The 19,030-nt window shown below is 38.9% G+C and carries 18 protein-coding genes; 14 read left to right on the forward strand and 4 right to left on the reverse strand.

What is annotated here, in order from left to right; all coding sequences use genetic code 11:
• Positions 1–230: 230 nt before the first annotated feature.
• The 3 genes from liaX (at position 231) to ACPWSO_RS08035 (ending at position 2,610) form a co-directional block, all read left to right on the forward strand.
• On the forward strand, positions 231–1,844 hold the full coding sequence (gene liaX / locus ACPWSO_RS08025) for a daptomycin-sensing surface protein LiaX (RefSeq protein ID WP_426082388.1): 1,614 nt from the start codon (positions 231–233) through the stop codon (positions 1,842–1,844).
• Positions 1,845–1,939: 95 nt separating this feature from the next.
• Positions 1,940–2,251, forward strand: a complete 312-nt coding sequence (locus ACPWSO_RS08030) for a PspC domain-containing protein (RefSeq protein ID WP_426082389.1) — start codon at positions 1,940–1,942, stop codon at positions 2,249–2,251.
• Positions 2,251–2,610: a phage holin family protein gene (locus ACPWSO_RS08035; protein WP_426082390.1), complete on the forward strand. Its 360-nt coding sequence runs from the start codon at positions 2,251–2,253 to the stop codon at positions 2,608–2,610. The genes ACPWSO_RS08030 and ACPWSO_RS08035 overlap by 1 nt, the downstream gene beginning before the upstream one ends.
• A gap of 29 nt (positions 2,611–2,639) precedes the next feature.
• Here ACPWSO_RS08035 and ACPWSO_RS08040 read toward each other — a convergent pair whose 3' ends face one another.
• Positions 2,640–3,608: a GIY-YIG nuclease family protein gene (locus ACPWSO_RS08040; RefSeq protein ID WP_426082391.1), complete on the reverse strand. Its 969-nt coding sequence runs from the start codon at positions 3,606–3,608 to the stop codon at positions 2,640–2,642.
• A gap of 159 nt (positions 3,609–3,767) precedes the next feature.
• Between ACPWSO_RS08040 and hprK the strand changes: the two genes are divergently transcribed.
• The 6 genes from hprK to ACPWSO_RS08070 all read left to right on the forward strand — a co-directional run bounded on the left by hprK (position 3,768) and on the right by ACPWSO_RS08070 (position 8,816).
• Positions 3,768–4,703, forward strand: a complete 936-nt coding sequence (gene hprK / locus ACPWSO_RS08045) for an HPr(Ser) kinase/phosphatase (RefSeq protein ID WP_426082392.1) — start codon at positions 3,768–3,770, stop codon at positions 4,701–4,703.
• A gap of 11 nt (positions 4,704–4,714) precedes the next feature.
• Positions 4,715–5,554, forward strand: a complete 840-nt coding sequence (lgt, locus tag ACPWSO_RS08050; protein WP_426082393.1) for a prolipoprotein diacylglyceryl transferase — start codon at positions 4,715–4,717, stop codon at positions 5,552–5,554.
• Between the two features lie 40 nt (positions 5,555–5,594).
• A complete protein-coding gene (locus ACPWSO_RS08055) occupies positions 5,595–6,608 on the forward strand; it encodes an NAD(P)H-dependent glycerol-3-phosphate dehydrogenase (protein ID WP_426082394.1) in 1,014 nt (337 codons plus the stop codon).
• 17 nt (positions 6,609–6,625) lie between these two features.
• Positions 6,626–7,549 (forward strand): UTP--glucose-1-phosphate uridylyltransferase GalU, encoded by a 924-nt coding sequence (gene galU / locus ACPWSO_RS08060; RefSeq protein WP_426082395.1) that lies wholly within the window; start codon positions 6,626–6,628, stop codon positions 7,547–7,549.
• Positions 7,550–7,790: 241 nt separating this feature from the next.
• Positions 7,791–8,207 carry a DUF948 domain-containing protein gene (locus tag ACPWSO_RS08065; RefSeq protein WP_426082396.1) on the forward strand — a complete coding sequence of 139 codons (417 nt, stop codon included), beginning with the start codon at positions 7,791–7,793 and terminating at the stop codon, positions 8,205–8,207.
• Between the two features lie 30 nt (positions 8,208–8,237).
• On the forward strand, positions 8,238–8,816 hold the full coding sequence (locus ACPWSO_RS08070; protein WP_426082397.1) for a YtxH domain-containing protein: 579 nt from the start codon (positions 8,238–8,240) through the stop codon (positions 8,814–8,816).
• 110 nt (positions 8,817–8,926) lie between these two features.
• Here the strand turns inward: ACPWSO_RS08070 and ACPWSO_RS08075 are convergent, their stop codons facing one another.
• On the reverse strand, positions 8,927–10,030 hold the full coding sequence (locus ACPWSO_RS08075; RefSeq protein WP_426082398.1) for a M24 family metallopeptidase: 1,104 nt from the start codon (positions 10,028–10,030) through the stop codon (positions 8,927–8,929).
• Positions 10,031–10,389: 359 nt separating this feature from the next.
• On the opposite strand from ACPWSO_RS08075, the gene ccpA reads away from it, so the two are divergent.
• Positions 10,390–11,391, forward strand: a complete 1,002-nt coding sequence (gene ccpA, locus ACPWSO_RS08080) for a catabolite control protein A (protein WP_426082399.1) — start codon at positions 10,390–10,392, stop codon at positions 11,389–11,391.
• Between the two features lie 190 nt (positions 11,392–11,581).
• On the opposite strand, the gene ACPWSO_RS08085 is transcribed toward ccpA, so the two are convergent.
• The gene (locus tag ACPWSO_RS08085) at positions 11,582–14,131 is read right to left on the reverse strand and encodes a transglycosylase domain-containing protein (RefSeq protein WP_426082400.1); all 2,550 of its coding nucleotides are present in this window, start codon (positions 14,129–14,131) and stop codon (positions 11,582–11,584) included.
• Positions 14,132–14,338: 207 nt separating this feature from the next.
• Here ACPWSO_RS08085 and tyrS point away from each other — a divergent pair, with 207 nt between their 5' ends.
• On the forward strand, positions 14,339–15,601 hold the full coding sequence (tyrS, locus tag ACPWSO_RS08090; protein WP_426082401.1) for a tyrosine--tRNA ligase: 1,263 nt from the start codon (positions 14,339–14,341) through the stop codon (positions 15,599–15,601).
• A 454-nt stretch (positions 15,602–16,055) separates the two neighbouring features.
• Here tyrS and ACPWSO_RS08095 read toward each other — a convergent pair whose 3' ends face one another.
• A complete protein-coding gene (locus ACPWSO_RS08095; protein ID WP_426082403.1) occupies positions 16,056–16,403 on the reverse strand; it encodes an iron chaperone in 348 nt (115 codons plus the stop codon).
• A 402-nt stretch (positions 16,404–16,805) separates the two neighbouring features.
• Between ACPWSO_RS08095 and ACPWSO_RS08100 the strand changes: the two genes are divergently transcribed.
• The 3 genes from ACPWSO_RS08100 to ACPWSO_RS08110 all read left to right on the forward strand — a co-directional run bounded on the left by ACPWSO_RS08100 (position 16,806) and on the right by ACPWSO_RS08110 (position 19,017).
• The gene (locus ACPWSO_RS08100; RefSeq protein WP_426082404.1) at positions 16,806–17,483 is read left to right on the forward strand and encodes a YdeI/OmpD-associated family protein; all 678 of its coding nucleotides are present in this window, start codon (positions 16,806–16,808) and stop codon (positions 17,481–17,483) included.
• A 214-nt stretch (positions 17,484–17,697) separates the two neighbouring features.
• Positions 17,698–18,591, forward strand: a complete 894-nt coding sequence (locus tag ACPWSO_RS08105) for a deoxyribonuclease IV (protein WP_426082405.1) — start codon at positions 17,698–17,700, stop codon at positions 18,589–18,591.
• Between the two features lie 204 nt (positions 18,592–18,795).
• Positions 18,796–19,017, forward strand: coding sequence for a YneF family protein (locus tag ACPWSO_RS08110; RefSeq protein WP_086348183.1), 222 nt, complete (start codon positions 18,796–18,798; stop codon positions 19,015–19,017).
• The last annotated feature ends 13 nt before the right edge of the window (positions 19,018–19,030 follow it).

Below are 19,030 nucleotides of genomic sequence, written 5' to 3' on the forward strand. Positions count from 1 at the left end.
AAACTTCTGAGATTTATCTTTGACTAAAGAGAAAAAAGTTGATGAATCTGTGAAGAATCTCTATAATTAAACTGAAAAAAAGAAGAACATTTCTGATATTTATCGTGCTGTCCTTGAGATGGAGCGAAAATTCATCCTTAAGTCCTATGACAAAGAATGAAAAAGAAGGCATAATAAGACATGTAAGGAAGACACCTTAGGGTGAAAAATTTGCTAAGGAGGCAATTTCCATGAAAGAAAGAGAAAGAGTATTGGATTTAGTTAAAAAAGGAATCCTGTCATCCGAGGAAGCCTTGGTCCTATTAGAAAATCTGGCAACTGAAAAAGATGAAAAACAAATCAAAAAGGCTGCCGATGAAGTAGATGTAACAACGACAACTGTTGATTCAAAGGAAAGCGATTCGGTCGCTGATTTAGTAAACGACTTAGAAAACAAAGCAGAATCTGCTGACAAGGAAATTGAGGATGCGGTTGAGTCCTTTGAAGAAAAGGCGAAAGAAAGTTCAGAAGCAGATCGTAAGAATCTAGAAAAAATCTTGGATGAGCTGGCAACTAAAGCCAATCACGCATCTGTTGAACTTGATGAAGTCAATGCGGAAATCGCAGGACTGAAAGAAGAAATCAAAGAAGCTCAGGAATCTCTAATGGAGTTGAATACCAAAGAAGAGCTAGGCGAGTTGTCAGAAGAAGACTTAGCCCGCAGAGAAGCTTTGGAAACTGAGTTGAAGGCATTAGAAGATAATTTGTCTGATCAAAATCAAGAGAAGGTTGCTTTAGAAGCAGAGTTGAAAAATATTCGTAAAGAGCAATGGACAGAAACAAAAGACCGCGTAGCTTCTAAATTTGATATTCCAGATGACTGGAAAGATCAGGCAACAGATACATTGAACCAAGTAGGCGAAAAGATGAGTGAAGCGGGTTCTCAGCTAGGCTCATTCTTGAAGAAAACATTCAACACATTTACAGATACAATCAATGACAATGTTGAATGGAAGGATGTTAATTTCCGTGTACCAGGTGTGGCTACAACGAAATTTGACCATGAATTCAATTATCCTTCAGTGGACGCTAGTCTGATTGATGTGAAGGTAGCGAACGGAAATATCGTATTTAAAACTTGGGACAAAGAAGACCTTAAAGTTGAAGGGAAAATTAAACTTTACGGTAAAATGGATGCTGATACACCATTAGAGGCATTCCTTGAAAGAAGTCAGATTGATGTGGATGAAGAAGTTATTTCTTTCCAAATCCCTAACAAACGTGTAAGAGCTGACTTGGTATTCTACTTACCTGAACGTACGTATGACCATGTATCAGTGAAGCTTCTAAACGGCAACATCAGCGTGGAAGAATTAAAAGCGAAAGATGTTTATACAAAATCAACAAATGGTTCAATCACATTTAATTCAATCGATGCAACGATGCTGGAAGTTGAAGGTGTGAATGGTGATATTAAGATTTATAAAGGAGAAATCCTGGACAATATTATCGAAACAGTTAATGGTACAGTCACTGTTACTGCTACCCCTCAAAATGTTGCAGTCTCTTTAATCAATGGAGATGTGCGCATCACTGCCAAAGACGACACGCTGAGAAAAATCGAAGCCAGCTCTGTCAACGGCAATGTGAAGATTGCTTTACCTGATACAATTGGAGCAGAAGGTACTGTGAAGACAAGCTTAGGCAGTATCAACAGCCGGATGTCGGACTACGAAGTTGTTCGTGAGAAGAAGGAACGCACAAATCAAATGCTTCAATTCAGACGTGTAAATGAAGGAACAATGGCTCAAATCAACGCTTCTACAACAACAGGAAACATTTATTTAAAAGATACTGACAAATAAATGGTAGAAGAATGACGAGTACTACTGACCAAAGGGGAGAGCGGCTTTCTCCCCGAGGTCTATAAAAATTATCAAGAGCAAGAGGTGAGAGTAAAATGAGAAAAAGATTGACAAAATCTCCTAATAACGTAGTGTTGACAGGTTCTTTAGCCGGAATTGCTGAATGGCTGGGAATTGATCCAACTATTGTACGTGTGTTATTTGTAATCATAAGCTTCTTTTCAGCCGCTTTCCCTGGAATTCTGGTGTATATCGTCTTAGCGATTATCATCCCTTCAGGACGCAGCAGAAGAAGCAACAATAGCTATGACAACTATAATCGTAATGTGAGAAATGAAAATCCTTACAGCAGTCAGCAAAGAAAACCAGCTGAAAAAGTTGATGATGAAGACTGGAGTGACTTTTAATGACCTACTTTCAACGTCTGGTCGTTAACACACTGACATTTGTCTCGCTGGCAGTAATTTTTCCCGATATGATTCATGTGAAAAGTATCGGGATTGCTGTCGTCGCGGCTTTTGTTCTGTCCATTCTCAATATGCTGGTTAAGCCAATACTGACGGTTTTATCGCTCCCTTTTACACTGCTGACCTTCGGACTTTTTAGTTTTGTAGTGAATGCAGCAATTTTGAAAATGACTTCGTTTTTTGTTGGCGAGATGAACTTTGGATTTTCCAGTTTTGGGGCTGCGGTTTTAATGGCTGTAGTTATGTCGCTTGTGAATGCGGTTGTTAGTGAACACAATTTAAATAAAGAAGAAGAATAGCTAAGCAGTTGGCGTGTCAGTCAGTCTGTTTAGCTATTTTTTATAGGAATGAGTTGGTAAGCAGTGTTTCGCTGCAAGTACATATGAAGAATATAAATGAAATCAATTTGATTTTTTGAATAGGTATGAATTGTTTCCGGCTGTTCAGGCAGCAGTTTTTCTGCAGCATGAAGCAATTGTTTTGTATCAGCTAATGGTATATTTGGAAAATAGTGCTCGGCTAATACTAGCCCCTGATAAATAAGATAGCATTTTCCACCGTTCTCAATAGGCAGCCATAAAGCATGCCATTCCTGCTGATTGATAGGAGAGAGCAGTAGTTGAGCGTGTCTATGAAAGAATCGATGAATAAGCTGCCAGTCATCTCGCCATTGTGCAGCTTGAATGAAATGAAGGTTCTCGGAAGCAGCAATCATTTTCTGTTCCAGCCGTTTTTCCAACGCTTCTGGATGACCTGTAAAAGCAGCTAGTAATTCTGTCAAAATAAGGTCTGAATCTATGGTTGATTCAGTTGTTTGAGCAAATAGACGATGCCAGGAATCATTCGGGTTTAAATGATAGAGCTTTTCCAGAATGGCTGTAATTTCTGGGAGCTGTCTGTGGCTAGTGTAAGGACCAAAAGTATAAGTGCCTGTTGGAAATGGAGCTGTAGCTAGACGAATTTTTTGTTTCTCATTTAAAATTGTCAAGAAGCTGTAGCGTTCAAAAGCATTCATCTGTCGATTATACATGGGACGGTGTTGTTGAATTAAGCGGCACTCGAGCAGAAGTGCATCAAGCTCAGTATCCACATGAATGACGTCAAAATCAGCCAGCTGTAGGATCATTCGTTTCACTTTGCTGGAATGCTGACTATTTTTTATAAAATAACTGCTGACCCGTTCTTTCAGTTTTTTTGCTTTTCCAATATAAACAATGTCTCCGTGACGATCTTTCATCAGGTAGACTCCTGGAGATAAGGGCAGCGCACGGGCTTTTTGCTTTAACTTTTCCTTCATATCAATCACTCTCTGCTTTTCAAAATCAGTTTAAGTATACAAGGATGGGAAAAATAGTCAAGAAGATTAAATCCTACAGAGATAAATGAATATAAGTAGAAAGTTAGTGGTTGAAATGATAAAATAAAGCGGAGAGAGGAAAGGAATGAAAGATAAAATATGTCAGAAACTGTAAAAATACGCCAGTTGGCCGAAGAACTTTCTCTGGAAATTGTTTTTGGATCAGAGAAGGCTTTAGATAAAGAAATAACAACGGGGGATATCTCCCGTCCAGGTCTGGAATTGACGGGTTACTTTAGTTACTATTCTCATGACCGCTTGCAGTTGTTTGGAAACAAGGAAATTACTTTTGCCGAGCGAATGATTCCTGAGGAACGATTACTGGTTATGCGTCGGATGTGTGGAGAGGATACACCAGGATTTATCATTTCCAGAGGACTGGAGGTTCCCAAGGAGATGATTCAAGCTGCTAAGGAAAAGGATATGGCAGTACTGCGTTCGCCAATCTCTACTTCCCGTTTGCTGGGTGAGTTATCAAGCTTTCTTGATGATGAGCTGGCAACTAGAACGAGCGTCCATGGTGTACTGGTTGATGTCTATGGGTTAGGTGTGCTTATTCAGGGAGACAGTGGTATTGGTAAGAGTGAAACAGCGCTGGAGCTGATTAAGCGGGGACACCGTTTGATTGCTGATGACCGTGTAGATGTCCATCAGCAAGATGAACTTACATTAATAGGCGAGCCGCCAAAAATTTTACAGCATTTAATTGAAATTCGCGGAATAGGAATTATTGACGTCATGAATCTTTTTGGTGCTAGTGCAGTCCGAGGCTTTATGCAGGTTCAGTTAGTCGTTTATCTGGAGGCCTGGGCGAAGAATAAGCAGTACGATCGATTAGGCAGCGATGATGCAGTAGTGGAAATTGGCAATGTAGATGTTCCACAGATTCGTATTCCAGTTAAAACTGGTAGAAACGTGGCGATTATTATCGAAGTTGCAGCAATGAATTTCCGTGCTAAGAGCATGGGTTATGATGCTACAAAAGAATTCGAAAACCGCTTAACACAGCTTATCGAAGAAAATTCAGGAATATAGGGGGAATACACATGTTGGCTCAAGTTAGTCCAGTGGCTTTCCGTATATTAGGAATTTCTGTCTACTGGTATGCAGTAATCATTGTTTCGGGGATTATTCTAGCTGTTTGGTTGAGTAGCCGGGAAGCTGTTAGAGTAGGATTGAAGTCAGATGATGTCGTTGATTTCATGATTTGGGGATTGCCAAGTGCCATCGTTGGTGCAAGATTATATTATGTTGCGTTTGAATGGCAGGATTATATAAACAATCCATTGGATATCTTCATGACCCGAAATGGCGGGTTAGCTGTCTATGGGGGATTGATTGGCGGCGGCATTGCACTTTTACTGTTTACCCGTCATCATTTCATTTCAACGTGGACATTTCTGGATATTGCTGCTCCAAGTGTTATTTTGGCGCAGGGAATCGGACGCTGGGGAAACTTCATGAATCATGAAGCTTATGGACCAGATACGACTAAAAGCTTCCTAGAAGGGCTGCATTTGCCAAATTTCATTATTGAGAACATGAAGATTGACGGTATTTATCGTCAGCCGACTTTTTTATATGAATCTATTTGGAATTTTCTGGGCTTTGTTGTATTAATTCTATTACGCAGGAAAAAAGATTTTCTAAAAGAAGGAGAAATTTTCCTTCTTTATGTTGCATGGTATGCGTTTGGGCGCTTTTTCATAGAGGGACTGCGCACCGATAGTCTATATGTTTTCGGAATCATTCGCGTTTCCCAGTTGTTGTCAGTCGTACTGTTTTTAGGTGCTCTGGTTATTCTGGCGATACGTAGAAGAAACCCTAAGCTGAGTTTTTACAATCGTGAACGGGGATCATTAGAGACGAAAACAAAAAAAGGATAGAGTAAATAAACAATCGTTTATTTAGGAGGAGAAGCATATAATGAAACAAAAAATTGCTGTTTTAGGCCCTGGATCATGGGGCACAGCCTTGGCTCAAGTGTTAGCAGAAAACGGAAATGAAGTTAGAATCTGGGGAAATGATGAAAAGCAAATTGAGGAAATTAACCAATTCCATACCAATAAGCATTACCTTCCGGATTTAGTCATACCCGATTCAATAAAAGGTGTAAAATCTTTGGAAGAATGTATTGCTGATGTTGATGCGGTTCTATTTGTAGTTCCTACAAAAGCTATTCGAGCAGTAGCAAAAGAATTTACAAAGCTTGCCCAAAATCAACCGCTGATAATTCATGCCAGCAAAGGATTGGAGCAAGGAAGTCATAAACGTATTTCTGAAGTGCTGATGGAGGAGATTCCCAGCAATAAGCGAAAAGGGATTGTAGTTCTTTCAGGCCCGAGTCACGCTGAGGAAGTAGCCGTTCATGATATTACAACTATTACTGCAGCCAGCGAAGTGATTGAGCATGCAGAGTATGTGCAGAAGCTGTTTATGAATAGCTATTTCAGAATTTATACGAATGAAGATGTCATTGGTGTTGAAACGGGAGCTGCTTTAAAAAATATTATCGCTCTTGGAGCAGGTGCAATTCATGGATTGGGCTTTGGCGACAATGCCAAGGCAGCAATTATGACGAGAGGCTTGGCTGAAATTAGTAGACTAGGTGTGGCAATGGGAGCGAATCCGCTGACATTTATCGGATTAAGTGGTGTTGGGGATCTGATTGTCACCTGTACAAGTATTCATTCCCGCAACTGGCGTGCTGGCAATCTGCTGGGTAAAGGACATAGTCTTGATGAAATCCTTGAGAATATGGGAATGATTGTCGAGGGTGTTTCTACAACAAAAGCGGCTTATGAGTTAGCACAGCAAATGAATATTGACATGCCGATTACAGAAGCTATCTATCAGGTTTTATATGAAGATAAAGAAGTGAAGCAAGCAGCTAAAGATATTATGCTGCGCGATGGCAAAACAGAAAACGAGTTTTTATAATGGAAGGAGAATTTCAAATGAAAGTAAAAAAAGCGGTTATTCCAGCGGCAGGTCTTGGAACTAGATTTTTGCCGGCAACGAAAGCGATGGCTAAGGAGATGCTGCCAATTGTTGATAAGCCGACTATTCAATTTATTGTAGAGGAAGCGCTGGCTTCCGGGATTGAGGATATTCTGATTGTGACCGGAAAAGCAAAGCGTCCAATCGAAGATCACTTCGACTCGAATATTGAACTGGAAACAAACTTAAAAGAAAAAAACAAAACGGAACTCTTAAAACTTGTAGAAGAAACTACGGATGTTAATTTGCACTTTATACGTCAGTCTCATCCCAAAGGTCTAGGTCATGCTGTACTTCAGGCGAAAGCTTTTGTCGGTAATGAACCATTTGTGGTTATGCTGGGTGATGATATCATGGAAGATAAGATACCATTATCTAAACAACTGATGAATGATTATGAAGAGACTCATGCAGCAACGCTTGCGGTGATGAAGGTTCCTCATGAAGATACTTCTAAGTATGGAATTATTAATCCTGAAACAGAGGTTAGCAAAGGATTATTTAATGTAAAAAACTTTGTAGAAAAACCAAACCCTGAGGATGCTCCTAGTGATTTGGCAATTATTGGACGCTATTTACTTACACCAGAGATTTTTGATATTTTAGAAAATCAGGAGCCTGGTGCAGGCGGCGAAATTCAATTAACAGATGCCATTGATACTTTGAATAAAACACAACGTGTATTTGCGCGTTCCTTTACAGGAACACGGTATGATGTCGGTGATAAGTTTGGATTTATGAAGACAAGTATTGAGTATGGTCTGAATCATCCGGAAGTCAAAGACAACTTGAGGGCTTATCTGATTGAACTGGGACAAAAGCTTATAAAAGAAGAAAATAGTCCTGAAATAAAGGTAAAAGACAATAAAAATCAAAAATAATTTTTCTGCAGGTTTACGGCGTTCTTCGTAAGCCTGCTTTTTTGTTGGGATAAATTTGATTAGTTATCACTGAAAAAGAAACATCGTATCAGAAGAGAAGTGAACATTTTTCTAAGATTTTTATATAGTGGGATTGCTAATAAATTGGTATAATAAAAAGAGTAAGAAACAGTGAAAGATTTGTAGAAATGTATAGCAAGTGTTATGCTAATAAAAATGGATGTTGGAAAGGAGAAAATTTATGACAGGTGGAGAGATTGCCGGCTTAATTGCGGCTTCGGCTTTTGCAGTCCTAGTGTTATTTATTGGCGTGGTTTTATGGAAAATCGCTAAAACAATGGATCAGGTAACAAAAACAGTGGATGAAGCGAATAAAACCATTGCAGTTGTAACAAATGACGTAGATATTTTATCAAAACAGGTAGAGGGGCTGTTGGTAAAAAGTAATGATTTACTAAATGACGTCAACCAGAAGGTAGCAACTATTGATCCTTTGTTCCAGGCAGTTGCAGATTTGAGTGTCAGTGTTTCTGATTTGAATCATTCCAGTAAAAATCTGGTGACAAAAATGGGTTCTGTCGGAAAAAATGCTTCTAAAGCTGGAATGGTTGGAAAAGTAGGCGGAGCGGCTTTTCGGGCAATGCGTTCTAAAAAATAAAAAACAACTATAGTTATGGAGGAATAGATAATGGCGAAAAAAAGCGGCGGATTTCTATTAGGTGCAGTAATAGGCGGAACAGCAGCAGCGATTGCGGCATTACTGTTGGCACCAAAGTCAGGAAAAGAGTTGCGTAAAGATCTGGCTGAACAAGCGGACACCTTAAAAGATAAAGCAGAAGATTATAGAGAGTATGCGGTACAGAAGGGATCGGAATTCTCATCAATTGCAAAAGATACAGCGGACTCTCTTAGCGATCAGGCGGGAGATTTAGCAGGAAACATCAAAAATAAATCTAAAGGGTCATTCAGCAAAGCTCAGGATGTATCCGATTCAGTCCTGGAAACATTGAGACAACAGACCAATGATTTGTCAAGCCGCTTTAAAAAGACTGCAAACGACTTAAATAATGAGATGGATGATTTCAGGGATATTGCGGAAGATACATCTGATGATATTATTATTGATGTTAAAGACTCTGCTGAAAAAGCCAAAGAAATTGTTTCTGAAGGAAAAGATGAAGCCAAAGCTGCAGCAGCAGATATTCCAGAAAAGGCTGATGAAGCCAAAGAAGATTTGAAGGATGCAGCAGAAAAAACTGTTAAATAAGAATAAAAAAATGTGCCGGTCAAAATCTGAGACCGGCACATTTTTTATATTCTTAAAATTATAAGCATTTATTGACGTATAACTGATGTTGAATATTTTTAGGGCAGCTTTCAACTGCCGAAAATTTGAAGCTCCTTTGGTGTTTTAGTAAAAGCTTCACAACCGTTTTCAGTTACATAGACACAGTCCTCAATGCGGACACCCACTTTTTCCGGAATATAGATACCAGGCTCCAGCGAGAAACACATTCCTTTTTCAATCACTAAATCATTACCAGTTACGAGAGAAGGGTATTCATGAACCGTAGTTCCGATACCATGACCCAAACGATGATTGAAATATTCTCCATATCCGTATTTTTCAATAACTGAGCGGGCAATCTGATCTAACTCGCCAGCGGTTATTCCCGGCTTTACCGCTTGCTGTGCGGCTAATTGAGCTTGAAGTACAATACTGTAGATTTCTTCTTGAAAAGCTGTGGGCTCCTGATAAGCAATTGTACGAGTGACATCACTACAATAACCTTTCCAGACAACCCCTAGATCGAACAATACAAAATCACCCTTTTGCACCGTTGAACCGCCAGGAGTTCCATGGGGACTAGCTGCGTTTTTACCAGTTAGCACCAATGTATCAAAGCTCATGGAACGAACACCTTTACGTTTTAACTGATACTCAATTTCAGCAATGATTTCCTGCTCAGCAGCTCCTTCAGAGACCGCTTTAAAGCCAATTTCTAAAGCGACATCGGCCCAGTTTCCGGCTTCCATCAACAGTTCGATTTCCTCTGAAGTTTTAATCAGCTGTAGTTTTTCAATGACAGGAGTAACACTTACCGACATACTAGCATCTGGAAAATGGGTACGTAATGTTTCAAATCTCGCAACAGAGAGAAACTCTTTTTCTGTTGCAATCTTTTTAGGTTGTCCGTTTTGGCGGATGAGAGCAGCAATTTTTTCCCAAGGATTTTCACTGTCCAGATAGCCGTGGACTGGAAAGTCCCAAGTACTGTTTTGAGCATCTTCAATTTCCAATGCTGGAGTGAACAGGAAAGGATCTCCAGATTTAGAAATAAATAGGGCCAGTACTCGTTCATGGGGATCACTTTCATAGCCGGAAAAATAAGCAATATGATGGGGATCACTAATGTAAGTTAAGTCTATATTTAGACTGTCCATCCATTTTTTCAATTCATTGATTTTTGCCAAATTCATAGGTATCCTTCTTTCTATCTAATATTTTATAAACATTTTTCTGCATACTACTCCGTATCACTAAAAACGATGAATTTAAAGAGCCGATAAATTCTAAGAAGTCAATTTTCCAATGTTCTGTCAGAGGCTCCTTATTAGCTATAGAGAATAGAAATAGTAACTTTTTTTCGTGTATTTATTCGAACGTAACTATCATACCATGAAAAGGAATAATTTTGTTTTTGAAATTGGTTGTTTAAATTTCATGAAAATGGTATAAAAACGGTTGCAAAATAAAAATTTCTCTGCTATCCTAGTTAAGAAATGTAAATGAAGTTTTCAGAAAATGAAATCTAATAGATGATTAGGAGAAAAGCAAGATGGAAAAACAAACAATCACAATTTATGATGTTGCCCGTGAAGCCGACGTGTCTATGGCAACAGTTTCCCGAGTTGTTAATGGCAACCCGAATGTTAAACCGGCAACAAGAAAGAAAGTATTAGAAGTTATTGACAGACTGGATTATCGTCCAAACGCTGTAGCTAGAGGCTTAGCAAGCAAAAAAACAACAACTGTTGGTGTGATTATTCCAGATGTCAGCAATATCTTTTTCTCTTCATTGGCAAGAGGAATAGATGATGTGGCTACAATGTACAAATACAATATTATCTTAGCCAATTCTGATGGCAACGATCAGAAGGAAGTTAATGTACTGAATAATTTATTGGCGAAACAGGTAGATGGTATTATCTTCATGGGTCACCATATCACAGATGAGATTCGTGGAGAATTTTCGCGGTCTAAAACACCTGTTGTACTGGCTGGTTCTATTGATCCAGATGAACAGGTTGGAAGTGTGAATATTGATTATTCCGCAGCTACAAAGGACGCAACCGATCTTTTAGCTAAAAATGGAAATAAAAAAATTGCATTTGTTAGTGGTGCATTGATTGATCCTATTAATGGAAAAAACCGTATGAGCGGCTATAAAGAAGCATTAACAGAAAATGGTTTGCCTTATAATGAAGGTCTGATTTTTGAATCAGAATACAAATTTAAAGACGGCATTAATCTAGCTGAACGAATCCGCAACAGTGGTGCAACTGCTGCAGTTGTTACAGATGATGAACTTGCTATCGGCTTACTGGATGGTATGCTGGATGCGGGTATTAAAGTTCCAGAAGATTTCGAAATCATTACAAGCAATAATTCTTTACTGACTGAGGTAGCTCGTCCGAAGCTTTCAAGCGTGACTCAGCCTTTATATGACATTGGTGCAGTAGCTATGCGTTTACTGACAAAACTAATGAATAAAGAAGAAATCGAGGATAAAACTGTTATCCTTCCTTATGGTTTAGATAAAAAAGGCTCAACAAAATAATCAGAGTATTCTTTGTCATTGAGGACGAAAAATACTCAGCTTGGACTGTTGAGTAATTTAAATATGCAAAAGCTGAAATATGACGAACTCTGTTGTAATTCAGCTTTTTTTGATTAGAAGAAAGAAGAACAGATAAAAAATAGAAGCAGCGGATTCCAATTATTCAAGGGAATCCGCTGCTTTTATTTAACTAATCGGAATTTTCAGGTTCAACACCGGATGGCGACTCAATATTACCTTCCTGATTTCCACCGTTGTCCTGTCCGTTCTCTTGATTGTTTTCTTCTTTGCTTTCTTCCGAAGAAGAGGAAGAAGGTGTAGTATCTGAACTGTTTGAGTTGTTTGTATCGTTAGAATTATTGTTGTTATTTGTGTTATTACTATTATTGTTCGTGCCACTGTTGCTGCTATTATTTGAACCAGAGATATATTTACTCCAGTATGCTTGGTAATTGGCGTCTGATCCGCCAAAACCAAACTTATATTGACTATCAGCTGGACCATTTTTAGCAAAGTAAGAGACAACAGATTCGCTAGATACTGAATATTTGATGTTATTGTAAGTAAAGCCGCCAATCTTGTCGCCTGTTAGTTTAGAAACGGTTGCTTTAATCACATCATCAGAAAGAGTGAAGCGTTCTTCAGCATTAAATAAGTCTGGACGTACGTTATAAATAGCATTTGTCAGATGAGCCAGGTAGGTACTGTTTTGAATCCCGCTATTTGGGCTCATGACATTTCCTTCATCATAACCAGCCCATGAACTCAAAGTAATACTTGGGGTTGAAACAACGAGCCAGGCATCTTTATAATCATTTGTTGTACCCGTCTTACCAATCCAGTCTGCTGCTGCAAGCTGAGGATTAAGACCAGTAATGACATCTCGGAATGGCGTTGTAATTTTTGAGTCAATGACAGAGCGCATCAAATCATTCATAATCGTTGCCGTAGCTTGTGAATAAACTTGAACAGGGGCTTCCTGATGCTGATAGATAACATTTCCTTCATTATCAGTAATCTTTTCTATCATATAACCCTTTTGATAAACGCCTTTGTTGGCCAGTGCCTGAAAGCCATTTGTCTGTGTGTAAACAGAGGCTTCAACAGACCCCAATGGTGCAGATTCAAATGCCCAACCGTCAGCAGCAGGGTAGTTCATTTTACTCAAATAATTATTATAAGAGAAATTCGAGTCGCCCATTTGTTCTTTCATTGCTTCATTTAAATGGTAAACAGGAATGTTGTAAGACCATTCAAGGGAAGTGCGAACCGTATCGAAGGTATTGGTTCCACTGTTTGTCGCATTACCCAGCTCTTCGCCTGTTTTATATTTTGTTGGATAGTTGGCCAAACGGCTTTCCGAACCGATCATCCCTTGGTCAATGGCTGGACCATAAACAGAAATAGGTTTGATTGTTGAGCCGACCTGACGGTGGGTATCAAAGGCATGGTTATTTTGATTAATCTCATAGTTTCTTCCAGCCACAAATCCGATAATTTTCCCAGTTTGATTATCCATTAAGACATTTCCGGTTTCTACGGAAGCCGCTGCATAACCATCATCAAGAAGATAGCCGTAATTCGCTACAGCTTCTTGCATAGTGTTGTATACAGTTGGATCAATAGTTGATTCGATGGTGTATCCTCGATTTTGAATTTGTCGTCTAGCCTGTTCCTCGTACTGACTCAGTCCCAGCTCGTCCAAATCCTCTCTCTTCACACCAGCTTTTTCAATATTTACATCCATAATTGCTTCAACTGCCTGTTCCATTACAGTGTAGTAAAGGAAGCCCTCAGTTGTGGTATTTGCTGCTTCGGTAGGAAGAAAGTCCTGTTTCAAGTCATAGGCTTTTGCAGCCTCGTATTCATCTTTTGTAATTTTTTCTTCCCGGAACATATTAAACAAAACAAAATCTTTTCTTTTCATTCCAACAGCTAAATCCTCATCACTTTTCAGCTCACCTGTATTACGATAGGGAGTGTAGACAATAGGACTTTGCGGAAGCCCTGCAATAAAAGCGGCCTGAGGTAATGTCAGATCGTTTGCGCTCTTTCCAAATAATCCTTTTGCCGCTTCTTCAACACCAGCGATATTTTCTCCTTTATTGTTTCTGCCAAAAGGAGAGACGTTTAGATAAGTTGTAAGAATTTCATCTTTAGTAAAGTACTTTTCAATCCGGTAAGCAAGAAGAATTTCATTTGCTTTTCGTTTAAAGGTAGTTTCGTCTGTCAGGAGCTGCTGTTTTACCAGCTGCTGCGTTAAGGTTGAACCACCAGAAGAACCGCCGAAGCCAACAGAGTCAGCTAAAAGTGCCCGGACTAGTGCTTTTGGCACAACGCCGTCATGTTCTTCAAAATATTCATCTTCTGTGGAGATTACGGCATTTTTTAAAAGTGGAGAAATGTGTTCGCCGTCTACACGGGTTCGGATTAGATCAGATTTGATTGATGAAATCATTGATCCGTCAGCGTAAGTCATTTTTGAGACTTCGGTGATATCACTAATCTCCCGCTGGAGTTCTTCTTTCGTAGGAGGTTCTGTTCCTTCAACTAAAGAGGCAAAATAGCCCATACCTATTCCTAGACCTAATGAGCCGCCTAAAAGAATGGCAACAACAGCAAACAAAATTACTGCTTTCAATACACGAACAAGTACATTAAAAGATAAAAGGGCATTTTTTTTATTGACCAGCTTATGTAAATTCTGTTTGTTATTGTTTGAATTGTTCTGATTATCCAAAAACTTCACCTCGACATGTCAATTCATATATTCCGTGATATTATAGCAAAAAAAAGAGATAATGAACAGTTGTTCCGTCTTTTATCGAAAAAACTTTAATTTCTTAAGAAAAATCCCGTGTTTTGTCTTTTATTTGGGGTCTGAATCAGTTAATATTGGAGGATAGGAGAAAAATAACTCCAGTAAAAAAGTGTGGGAGGAAACGAAATGAGCACAGATTTTTTTGATGAACTAAAAGCACGCGGACTTGTTCATCAAACAACAGATGAACAAGCACTAAAAAAACAATTGAATGATGAGTCTGTTAAGCTTTATATCGGGTTTGACCCGACAGCTGACAGTTTACATATCGGACATTTATTACCGGTTCTGATGCTGCGGCGTTTTCAATTAAACGGTCATGTTCCTATTGCCTTGGTAGGCGGAGGAACTGGGATGATTGGCGATCCTTCTTTTAAGGATGCAGAGCGTAGCCTGAACACACTGGATACGGTAAAAGATTGGTCGAATAGCATCAAAGGTCAGCTTTCACGTTTTATTGATTTTGATGATGAGACAAATCCGGCTATTCTTGCTAATAACTATGACTGGCTGGGAGAAATCTCGCTGATTGATTTCCTAAGAGATGTTGGGAAAAACTTTACGATTAATTACATGATGAGTAAAGAGAGTGTGAAACGCCGCATTGAAACTGGGATTTCCTATACGGAATTTGCTTACCAGCTGCTCCAAGCGTATGATTTTCTGAAGCTGTATGAAACACAAGGCTGTTTACTACAACTGGGCGGTAGTGACCAATGGGGAAATATTACCTCTGGGATTGAGCTGCTGCGTCGTGAGAAAGAAGTACAAGGTTTTGGCTTAACTATGCCGCTGATTACAAAAGCAGATGGTACAAAATTTGGAAAAACAGAAGGAAATGCTGTTTGGCTTGATGCAGACAAAACTTCTCCTTATGAGTTCTATCAATTTTGGATTAACACAGATGATCGTGATGTAATCAAGTTTTTGAGTTACTTTACCTTCCTCTCTTTAGATGAAATTGCTGCGATTGAAAAAGCATTCAAAGAGGCACCTGAACAAAGAGCAGCTCAAAAAGCATTGGCTAAAGAGGTAACGACACTTGTTCATGGAGAAGAGGCTTACGAGCAGGCGGTTAAAATTTCTCAAGCGTTGTTCAGTGGAGATATCAAAGGTTTGAATGCTGACGAAATTTTGCAAGGCTTTAAGGATGTCCCTTCTTATGAAGTTCAAACAGAGGATTCAGCAAATATTATTGAGTTGCTGATTGCAGCTGGTATTGAACCTTCTAAACGTCAAGCTAGAGAAGATGTACAGAATGGGGCTATTTATATCAATGGAGAGCGGATGCAGGATGTCGGCTTCGAATTGTCTGATAATGAAAAAATTGAAGGGCAGTTTATAGTCGTTCGCCGAGGCAAGAAAAAGTATTTCCTATTGAAATATTAACAAGTTAAGCTGGCAGGACAGAAATGAATAAATTACAGAACTTGGAACAAAAGCAGGAACTTGCTGGTTTTGTTTCAAGTTTTTTTATTCGGGGAAGAAGAACTTCGTCAATAATCTGGGTACTCCAAGTAAAATTAGGGTTTTTTTTTTATAGGAAACGATTTTTCTAATGTTCTACACTAGTGTTGCAAAGAAAATAAGATAGTTCATCATGCTTCAGACCAATAGAATAGGCAGTGAACCGGAAGCAACTCGGCAGAAAATGATGGCCGAGTTCATTCCTAAATGAAGTCAAACAAGCAGTGTTAAAAGCAGCTGTAATTCCTTATCTGCTTTTAACACTGCTTGTTCTTGGTTTTGAAGTATAGCTATCCATAGATAAAAAGTGCTGATGTGTTTTCCGTGAAGGATTTTCCACCAGCACAAACAATTAAAGTTCTTTGCATTTTTGAGATTAGATTGCTTCCGTATTTTCTTTGATTCTGAAAAGAACAATTTTTTTTATTACCTCCCAGGGAAGCTCTTTGTTTACAGGAAACTGGATTGCTCCTTTAGAGGTTTTATATCCGGTCAGGTCCTCTTGAAAAGCAGAAACCGCAGAGGGAGTTGGATAAAAGCCGATGTGTTTGCTGGCGTTAGCGAAATGAACCAGATTGCCGTTTAAATAAAAAGTTGGCATACCGTAGGAAATTTTTTCTTCAGCCTGAGGAACCAGCTCCTTGATAAAATGATAAAGCTCTGTCAGCAGCTCTTGTCTATCTGCTGGGCTTTTTTGGATATATGCTTCAATTGGCGTAGTCATGTGTTCTCTCCTTTACTTTTTAGGAACAGGCGGTATTTCGCTTTTTATCTGCTGTTACATAAAAGCCTTTTCGCATATATACCATTCCTGCTATACTATCATTTAACAGGAATGTTCTTTCAACTACTCCAGTATACCTTGGAAAGAATAAATTAGCATCTACTGCAGCTGTTTTTTTATCAAAGGAAATTCTTGTACAATTTCAAGACAAAATAAAAGAGGTCGATATAAAGCATTAGTTTTCTACAAGCTTGTCTACAGTTTTCACTCTGTTGCAATACTCGAAGCATACAAAGTCTGAAACGCCGTTTATTCGCATTTTAGAGAAAGAAGAGCAGGTATTTACCTATGTCCCAAACTCAAAAGAAGTTATAAAATAGATAGCATATAAAGGAGAAAGTAATGACTCGTTCAATCGTAGAAAAATTGCAATTAGATAAGTATAAAAACAAGTTGATTTTAGGGCGGCCGAAGCCTGCATATTTTTCAGAATTAAGCTTTGAATATGAAAACCAGGGAAGCATACCGGTGGACTTAATCATTGCTTTTGTGGAGGATATGGCGAGTTTTAAAAAATGTGTTCAACAGGTCGCGGAAAAGCAGCTGTTGACTGAACAAGGTGTATTATATGTTGCCTATCCGAAGAAGGGTAATAAATTGTATAAGACGTTTGTTCATCGGGACGAGATTTTCCCAACTTTGAAAGTCAATGAAGCAGATGGGTATGTGGAAGGAACCGAATTGAAGTTTAATCGAATGGTTCGTTTAGATGATACATTCACAATTGTCGGTATTAAGTATTTACCAAAAAGCAAAAATAAACCTGTAAAAAAGAGTCAGTCTGTTCAGGAATATACAGAGTTGGTTCCAAAGGTTCAGGAAGCATTGTCTGGTAATCCGAAAGCTTTGCAGTTTTTTTATGAGCTGACACCTGGCTATCAGAGAGGTTGGGCGCAATATATTTATAGTGCCAAGCAACGTGCCACGCAAGAGAAAAGGCTGGTGGAAGCGATCGAGCTGCTGGAAAAAGGCTTTAAGTCGAAAAATTTATATCAGCAGTTTCTAGCCAGAGATGAATAGGAATGGAAAGTCTATAGCGGACATGCTAGAGCCAGTGAAGCAACTACTATAAAAATCTAAAAAAAGCGGCTATTCAAAAATTTATATAGCCTTGTTAACTGTGTACAGCATACGAAGAGCCGTTGTTTTGATTGTGCTGATTTGAAGCAAAAAGATTGTTTTTTCAGGTATTTTCACTTAATCTGAAAAGGATGAAGACTAGAGGAGGAAAAGAATGTTAATAGGGTCACATGTAAGTATGAGTGGAAAGAAAATGTTGTTGGGGGCGGCAGAGGAAGCAGCAAGCTATAAGGCTTCGACGTTTATGATATACACAGGAGCTCCCCAAAATACCAGAAGGAAACCAATTGAAGAGATGAATATTGAGGCTGGCGAAGCCTTCATGGCAGACCATGGCATTAGCAACATTGTTGTGCATGCTCCTTATATTATTAATCTGGGAAATACGATAAAACCGGAAAATTTTGGCTTTGCTACAGAATTCCTGCGGCAGGAAATTCAGCGTGCAGAAGCATTGGGCGCAAAACAGATTACACTGCACCCAGGTGCTCATGTAGGTGCTGGGGTAGATGCAGGTCTGCAGCAGATTATCAAAGGACTTAACGAAGTTTTAACAAAGGAACAAGTACCGCAGATAGCGCTTGAAACGATGGCAGGTAAAGGCACTGAGCTGGGGCGGACTTTTGAAGAGCTGGCTGTAATCATTGATGGTGTCACATTAAACGATAAATTATCTGTTACACTGGACACTTGTCATACAAATGATGCTGGTTATAATGTGAAAGAAGACTTTGATGGTGTATTGGAAGAATTTGATAAAATTATTGGACTGGATCGTTTAAAAGTAGTTCATGTGAATGATTCTAAAAATCCAATGGGTTCTCATAAAGACCGTCATGCCAATATCGGCTTCGGTACGATTGGTTTTGATGCATTGAATGGCGTCGTACATCACGAAAAGCTGGCTGCTTTACCTAAAATTTTGGAAACACCCTATGTAGGTGATGACAAAAAGACGAGCAAAGCACCTTACGGCTATGAAATCGCGATGTTAAAATCCGGAAAATTTGATTTTGACTTATTAGATAAGATTCAGAAACAGAACTAATTAAGAATGCAAAAGGGCTTTTAAAAAAATTCTTTTGAGGAATCTTTTAAAATGCCTTTTCTTTTTCTATGCTTTCTAGTAAAATGATTTCTTGAGAGCATTTATATGACTTAAATTTGAAGCTTAGTATGAATAGAACTACTTTTTTACAGAAAAAAGACGCCATACTCATTAGCTTTTTATGATGGAAAGGAGAGATTTAATATGTCAACAGGAGTTGTAGTTTTAATTGCAGTAATCGCTTTAATCGCTGGTGCGGTAGGCGGATTTTTCCTTGCCCGTAAAGCAATGCAGGACCATCTGAAAAAAAATCCTCCCGTTAATGAGGATATGTTGCGAATGATGATGGCATCGATGGGACAGAAGCCTTCTGAGAAGAAGATTCGTCAAATGATGCAGCAAATGAAGAACCAAGGGGATAAGTAAATCCTTTTGCTAA

It is taken from the genome of Enterococcus sp. LJL51, from assembly GCF_049894025.1.
GTDB lineage: Bacteria > Bacillota > Bacilli > Lactobacillales > Enterococcaceae > Enterococcus_L.